Source organism: Kitasatospora sp. NPDC091257, from assembly GCF_044757675.1.
GTDB classification, from domain to species: domain Bacteria; phylum Actinomycetota; class Actinomycetes; order Streptomycetales; family Streptomycetaceae; genus Kitasatospora; species Kitasatospora lactacystinica.
Genome location: NZ_JBIVVI010000402.1, coordinates 1 through 6,940, shown reverse-complemented (window position 1 = coordinate 6,940; position 6,940 = coordinate 1). Strand labels below are relative to the sequence as shown.

At 75.3% G+C, this 6,940-nt stretch carries 5 protein-coding genes; 4 read left to right on the top strand and 1 reads right to left on the bottom strand.

Annotated features, from left to right (window positions below; genetic code table 11):
- Positions 1-556 precede the first annotated feature (556 nt).
- The 3 genes from ACIQOV_RS19675 (at position 557) to ACIQOV_RS19665 (ending at position 4,876) form a co-directional block, all read left to right on the top strand.
- Positions 557-1,831 (top strand): MFS transporter, encoded by a 1,275-nt coding sequence (locus ACIQOV_RS19675; protein ID WP_401050043.1) that lies wholly within the window; start codon positions 557-559, stop codon positions 1,829-1,831.
- A 161-nt stretch (positions 1,832-1,992) separates the two neighbouring features.
- Positions 1,993-2,781: a Mut7-C RNAse domain-containing protein gene (locus tag ACIQOV_RS19670; RefSeq protein ID WP_401050041.1), complete on the top strand. Its 789-nt coding sequence runs from the start codon at positions 1,993-1,995 to the stop codon at positions 2,779-2,781.
- A 217-nt stretch (positions 2,782-2,998) separates the two neighbouring features.
- Positions 2,999-4,876 (top strand): CocE/NonD family hydrolase, encoded by a 1,878-nt coding sequence (locus tag ACIQOV_RS19665; protein ID WP_401050038.1) that lies wholly within the window; start codon positions 2,999-3,001, stop codon positions 4,874-4,876.
- Between the two features lie 70 nt (positions 4,877-4,946).
- Here the strand turns inward: ACIQOV_RS19665 and ACIQOV_RS19660 are convergent, their stop codons facing one another.
- Positions 4,947-6,023, bottom strand: a complete 1,077-nt coding sequence (locus ACIQOV_RS19660) for a restriction endonuclease (RefSeq protein WP_401050035.1) — start codon at positions 6,021-6,023, stop codon at positions 4,947-4,949.
- 322 nt (positions 6,024-6,345) lie between these two features.
- Between ACIQOV_RS19660 and ACIQOV_RS19655 the strand changes: the two genes are divergently transcribed.
- Positions 6,346-6,846 carry an inorganic diphosphatase gene (locus tag ACIQOV_RS19655; RefSeq protein ID WP_359900243.1) on the top strand — a complete coding sequence of 167 codons (501 nt, stop codon included), beginning with the start codon at positions 6,346-6,348 and terminating at the stop codon, positions 6,844-6,846.
- Positions 6,847-6,940 lie beyond the last annotated feature (94 nt).

Sequence of the window (6,940 nt, the reverse complement as noted above, 5' to 3'; positions counted from 1 at the left end):
GTGGAGGTGCTGATGGGGGGCCACCCTTCGAGCCGGGGACGGCGACGGGAACGGGCGGGCGGCGTGGCCCCGGCCCGGTGCCGGATCGCGAACGCCGTTGAGCATAAAAGGGCGCTACTGACGGGTCAACACGGTCAAAGTTGGCCCCTGGTCTGCCCGATCGCGGTTTCGCGGCGGGCGGCCGGAGTGGATTCGGAGCGGGTACGGACGGCGCTTCGGAGGCGCGGGCGAGGCCGGGCCGAGCTCGCCCGGAAGGGCTCGGAGGCGCCAACTGGCGCCTCTCGCACGCGGGTTCAGGGGTCGGTCGGCGGTGCGGCGGCGCGACGGATTGGCCCAGGGAATTCCTTGATCACTGGACCGTTCCACTGGGCCGGTTTTTCCCTAGAGTGGGGGCGTGCCGGCACCGGCGGTCGCGGAGATCGGCTCCGCGCGCCGCCCGTCCGGCGGTCGCGGGCAGGGGTGACGGTCCGTGAAGACGTTTACGCAGGTGGACGCGTGTGGGTGACCGCCCGGACGCGTCCGGCGGGTGACACCCGCGCACCAGAGAAGGAGGAGCATGCCGACCGACCGAGCCGCCCGTTGGGACGCCCTGCCGCCCGCCGGGCCCCAGCGGACCCTCGCGGCCGCCCAGTTGGCCGCCGCCGTGGGCGACGGCGCGTACTACACCTGCTCCGCGCTCTACTTCACCCGGGTCGTCGGGATGTCGCCGACCGCCCTCGGGCTCGGCCTCACCCTCGCCTGGGCACTCGGCTCCGTCGCCGGCGTCCCGCTCGGCCACCTCGCCGACCGGCGCGGCCCGCGCCGCACCTCGGTGGCGCTCGCACTCGGCACGGCGGTCGTGGTCGCCGCCTTCCTGGTGATCCGCTCCTACCCGCTGTTCCTGCTCGCGGTCTGCCTCTACGCCACCGCGCAGTCCGGCCTGACCGCCGCCCGCCAGGCGCTGGTCGCCGCCCTGGTGCCGCCCGCGCAGCGCACCGCCCTGCTCGCCCACATCCAGTCGACCCTCAACGGCGGACTGGCCGTTGGCGCGGCGATCGGCGGCATCGCGCTCAGCGTCGGCACCCGCGCCGCCTACCTTTCGGCCTTCGCCGTCACCGCGTTCGGCTTCCTGCTCAGCGCGCTGGTCCTGCGGCGGCTGCCCGAGGCCCCGGCCCCGGCGGGGCCGTCGGACGCCGGGCCGCGGCTCGCCGTGCTGCGTGACCGCCGGTACGCCGCCGTCACCGCGGTCAACGCCGTCCTGCTGCTGCGGATGCCCCTGCTCAGCCTGATCATCCCGCTCTGGATCGCCGCGCGTGCCCCCGGGATCGGCTGGCTCGGCTCGGCGCTGTTCGTGCTCAACACCCTCGCGGTGCTGGCCTTCCAGGTCCGGGCGGCACGCGGCATCACCGGACTGGACCCGGCCGCCCGGGCGGTCCGCTCCGCCGGGCTGCTGCTGCTCGGCTCCTGCGCCGTCTTCGGGCTGTCCGCGCTGGACGTGCCGGTCTGGGCGGTGGGCGCGCTGCTGGTCGCCGCCTCCGTCCTGCAGGTGGCCGGGGAGATGAAGCAGTCGGCCGGCAGCTGGCAGATCGCCTTCGACCTCGCCCCGGCCGGGCGGATCGGCCAGTACCAGGGCTTCTTCGGCACCGGCGTCGCCGTCGCCCGCACCCTCGGGCCGCTGCTGCTCACCACGCTGCTGCTGGACGGGGGCCTGGCCGGCTGGCTGGTCCTCGGCGGGGTGTTCCTCGCGGCGGGGTACGCGATGGGGCCGGTCGCCCGCTGGGCGGCGCGGGACCGCGGCCCCGCGGTGCCACCGCCGTCGCCGGTGGCCGCGGGCGCGTCGCCGGAGGCCTGAGCGCGAACGCCGCGGTGGCGGCCCGGCCGGGGACGTCGCGCCGGGGCCCGACCCGGAAGGCCGCGACGGCGGGCCCGACCCGGGAGGTCATGAAGGCGGGCCCGGGGAGCGGGCCGGAAACCCGGTGGCCCCGGCCCGCCGCCCGCTGGCATGCTGGCCGCGTGGACCGACCTCAGATCCGGCTCGACTTCGCCCCCGAGCTGCACCTCTTCGTCTCCGCGCCCCGGCGGGCCGGCCGCACCGCGCTGCGCACCGACGGCAGCTCGACCCTCGGCCACGTCGTCGAGTCGTTGGGCGTCCCGCTCACCGAGGTCGGCGGCCTGCTGGTGGACGGTCGGGCCGTGCCCGACACCCACGTGCCGGCCGACGGCGAGGAGATCGCCGTCCTGGCCGTGGCCAGGCCGCAGCCCGTGCCCGGCCCGGCGCGCTTCCTGCTGGACGTCCACCTCGGCACCCTCGCCCGGCGGCTGCGCCTGCTCGGCGTCGACGCCGCGTACGAGAACCCCGACATCGGCGACGCCGCCCTGGCCGCCCGCTCGGCGGCCGAACACCGGATCATGCTCTCCCGCGACCGCGGACTGCTGCGCCGGCGCGAACTGTGGGCCGGCGCCTACGTCTACAGCCACCGTCCCGCCGAGCAACTGCGCGACGTGCTCTCCCGCTTCGCGCCGCCGCTCGCCCCCTGGAGCCGCTGCACCACCTGCAACGGCACCCTGCACCCGGCCACCAAGACCTCGGTGCGCGAGCAGCTGCGGGACGGTACCGAGCGCTCCTACGACGCCTTCGCCCAGTGCGCCGACTGCGGCCAGGCCTACTGGCGCGGCGCCCACCACGCCCGGCTGGAGTCGATCGTCACCGAGGCGGTGCGCGACTTCGGCGACGGCCGGGCCGGCGGACACGTCCAGGACTCCGGGGAGGGTCAGGGCCGCATCGGGGTCGTCTCGGGGTAGGGCGCTCTGGTGGACGGCCGGGCGCGCGTGGTCCCATCGACGGTGGGGGACGGGACCACGCTACTCGCTCGTACGAGAGAGGCCAGGTCGTCGCAATGAGCAATCAGGCAGGTCGGCAGCCCTTCCAGAGTGCGGACGTCGGGGACGCCGCCGTGGTGACGGTCCCGGACGGTGCCGAGGTACGCCCGGAGGAAGGCCCCCGGAAGGCGATCGTCCGATGAGGCGGGGGATACCGCGCCGCCCGTTGGCGGCGCTGGTCGCGGCTGCCGCCGTACTCGGACTCTCGGTCGTCCCGGCGGCCGCCGCCGGGCCCGACGCGGGGGCCGGCGGGCCCGCCGAGCCGCATCTGCGGTCGCGCTACGTGACCATGCCGGACGGGGTCCGCCTCGCCGTCGACGTCTACCTGCCCGAGGGCACCCGGGCCGGCGCCCACCTGCCCACCATCCTGGTCACCCAGCGCTACTGGCGGGCCCGGGTCCGGGCCGGCCAACCCGGTGGCACCAGCGGCGAGGCCGAGCGGTGGACCGCCCGCGGCTACGCCTTCGTGACCGCCGACCTGCGCGGCACCGGCGCCTCCTTCGGCGCCCTCACCTCCGAACTCGGCGCCGACGTGACCGCCGACAGCGGCCCGCTCAGCGACTGGATCGCCGCCCAGTCCTGGTCCAACGGCCGGGTCGGCACCACCGGCATCTCCTACGGCGGCGACACCGCGATGCTCGCCACCTCCCTCGGCAACCACCACATCACCGCCGCCGCCCCCATCTCCTACGACTTCGACCCGTACGAGGACCTGGTGCGCCCCGGTGGCGTGCTCATCGAACCGCGGATCGCCCAGTACGCGCTGCTGCTGCGCATCCTCGACGGGGCCGGCGGCACCACCTGCGAGACCGACGAGCAGACCCGCAGGCTCTGCGCGGACGTCGGCCTCACCGGCTTCCAGCCCCGGCCGGTCGACGGGCCCGACGGCCCGGCCCTGCTCGCCGCCGCGCGCGCCGAGCACACGAACAACGCCAACCTCGTCGAGATGGCGCACGCCGGCGTCCACCGCGACTACCGGGACGGCCCGAAGAGCTGGACGGTCGGCAGCGTCGGCGAGCGGACCGACGCCGTCGAGGCCGGCCGGGTGCCCGTCCTCACCCGCGCCGGCTGGCTCGACGCGGGCACCGCCAACGGGGTGCTCTCCCAGTTCACCGGCCTGTCCAACACCCAGGACGACTGGATCGGCCCGTGGAACCACGGCGCCGGCTGGCTCGCCGACCCGTTCCAGCCCGCCCGCCCGCTCACCGCGCGGGAACACGAGGAGAACGACCGGCGCGTGGTCGACTTCTTCGACCGCTACGTCCGGGGGAACGCCCGCCCCGACGGCCGCCGGCAGGTGCACTACTACACCTTCAACGAGGGCGTCTGGCGCACCACCACCCGCTGGCCGGTGCCCGGCACCCGCACCCAGCGGTTCCCCCTCGGCGCGGGCGGCACCCTCGGCGGCCTGGCGGACGACCGCCGCGGCGGCTCCGACCTGCTGCGCCTCGACCCGACCGCGGGTACCGGCCCGCTGGACCGCTGGAACACCAACCTCAGCGGAGACGAGGTCAGTTACCCCGACCGCGCCGCCGTCGACGCCAAACTGCTCAGCTACACCACCGCACCGCTGACCGCCGCCACCCGGGTCACCGGCAACGGCAAGGTCACCCTCGACGTCACCGGACTGGCCGGCTCGGCGCGCGGCGCCCTGCACGTCTACCTGGAGGACGTCTCCCCGGACGGCCGGGTCACCTATCTGACGGAGGGTCAACTGGCCCTGACCGAGCGAGCGGTGGCCGACCGCGACGACAACCCGGACTGGCGCCGGCTGCGCACCCCGCGCAGCTACGCGGCCGAGGACGCCGAGGACTTCCCGCAGGGCCGCACCCAACGCGTCACCATCGACCTCCAGCCCGTCTCGGTGCTGTTCCGGCCCGGCGACCGGATCAGGCTCACCGTCGCCGCCGCCAACCCCGACTCCTTCCAGCTCCTCCCCGCCGACGGGCAGGCGGGCTACCGGATCGGCTGGGGCGGCGACCGGGGGTCGGTGCTGGAACTGCCGGTCGTGCGCTGAGAGTTGCGACGAGAGTTGCGACGAGAGTCGAACTGCGGGGCACCCGGTGGCGGCCGGGTGCCCCGCGCCGTCACGCGTCCACGACCTCCAGCCCGTACGCGGTCACGGCCTGGCGCAGCCCACCCGGGTACCCGGCGAGCGCCGGGGTGAACTCCCAGTCCCCGGAGGGATCGCGGTCGAACCGGCCGAGCCGCATCGCGGTGTTGGTCTCCGCGCCGTCCGCCAGGTGCACCACGGCCGCGTCCTGCCCGGAGCCCGCCTCCAGGATCAGCGCCGGCCCGGCGAATCCGCCCATGGTGGCCCCGGGGTGGTTCTCGGTGTCGGCGGCGGCGATGACGACCAGCCGGTCGACCTCGGCGGGCAGCGCGTCGAAGTCGACCATCAGGCAGGCGTTCGCGTCGCCGTAGCCGGTCACCAGCCGCACCGAACCGTCGGGCGTCGAGCCGTTGTTGTAGAAGACCAGGTGGTCGTCGGAGAGCGCCGCGTTGCCCGTGCAGACCAGCGCGGCGATGTCGTACTCCTCCTCCCCGGTCCAGTGCAGGAGCAGCCGGGAGGGCTCGGTGGCCACCTCGATCGCGGGCAGGTCGTCCAGGGCGCCGGCCGTGGCGGAGGCCTCGTCCTGGGCGTCCGCGAACACCTCGTCGAAGCCGTGGTGCCTGAGCAGCCCGACCAGTTCGGAGCCGTTGATCAGGCTGATCGGCTTGCCCGCGACGAACTGGTGCGAGCTGGGGCCGAACTTGCTGGTGGTGACCAGGACGGCCTTGGTCGCGTCCCGGTCGTGCCGCAGCGTCCCGTACAGGTCCCGTACCGCGGAGGGCGTCACCGTGTCCCGGTACCGCTTCACCTGCACGATGACGTTGCCGCCCCGGAACGGGTCCGGGTCGATGCCGCGGACGTCCACGCCGCCGTCCCGCGACCGGGCGGTGAGCTCGACCTTCATGCCCATCGCCTCCATCAGCCGGCCGATGAGGCCCTCGAACCCGACCGGGTCCATCGCCAGCAGGAGTTGGAGTTCGCGGACGCGCCTGGCCATCCGGCCGCGGTTGGCGTTGGTGTCGTCGCGGAGGTGACGGAACAGTGCGCGCTGGGCGCGGCGTTCGTCGGCGTCGGGGTTGCTGAGGCGGTGGAGCTTCCGGCTCCGGGACATGGGCGTGCCCCCTCTTGCGTGGTGACGGTTGTTGCAGGCGTCACCGTAGGGGAATCGTGGACGAAGAACCGTCGGGCCGTCGGTTCCGCCGCACAATCGAGACCTGGGCCGCTGCGGGCCGCTGCGGCGGGTGCGGGTGCGGGTGCGGGTGCGGGCGCGGGCGCGGGCGCGGGTCGAGGGCCCGGGCGCGGGCGGCGCGGGTGCCCGTCCGGGTCGGGGGCGTTCGCGCCGGAGGGTGGCGGCGCCGGTCGAACGGCGGGGGTGCTTTCGATGGCCGTCCGGACGGCGGACAATTCCCCCAGGAGCCGAGGAGGAGGCCGCGGTGGAGTTCGAGGTGATGATCGAGATCCCGCAGGGGTCGCGGAACAAGTACGTGATGGACTTCGCGGCGGGCCGGATCCGCCTGGACCGCACCCTCTTCACGGCCACCCGCTACCCGGCCGACTACGGCTTCGTCGAGGGCACCCTCGGCGGCGACGGCGAACCGCTGGACGCCCTGGTGCTCGGCGGCGAGCCGGCCGTCCCCGGCTGCGTGCGGACCTGCCGGGCGGTGGCCATGTGGGTGATGCGCGACGAGCGCGGCCCGGACCAGAAGGTGCTCTGCGTCCCGGCCCGCGACCCGCGCTACGCGGACCTGCGGGACATCGACGACCTGCGCGGGTTCGACCTGCTGGAGATCACCCACTTCTTCCTGGTCTACAAGGACCTGGAGCGCGGCAAGTCCGTCGAGGGCTCGCACTGGGCGGGGCGCGACGCCGCCTACGCCGAGATCGCCGAGTCGCGCGCCCGCGCGGTGGGCACCCGCTTCGCCGACCCGGTCTGAACGGGCGTCCGGGGGCGGGCCGGGGCGCCGGCGCCCGCCCCCGGACGGCCCGTCAGAGCCGGGCGGCGCTCAGGATCGCCCGCACCACGGCGCC

What these genes read in the sequence shown, in the direction of transcription:
- ACIQOV_RS19675 (WP_401050043.1), top strand. Translation starts at nt 557, where the DNA reads ATGCCGACCGACCGAGCCGCCCGTTGGGACGCCCTGCCGCCCGCCGGG.
- ACIQOV_RS19665 (WP_401050038.1), top strand. Translation starts at nt 2,999, where the DNA reads ATGAGGCGGGGGATACCGCGCCGCCCGTTGGCGGCGCTGGTCGCGGCT.
- ACIQOV_RS19660 (WP_401050035.1), bottom strand. Translation starts at nt 6,023, where the DNA reads ATGTCCCGGAGCCGGAAGCTCCACCGCCTCAGCAACCCCGACGCCGAC.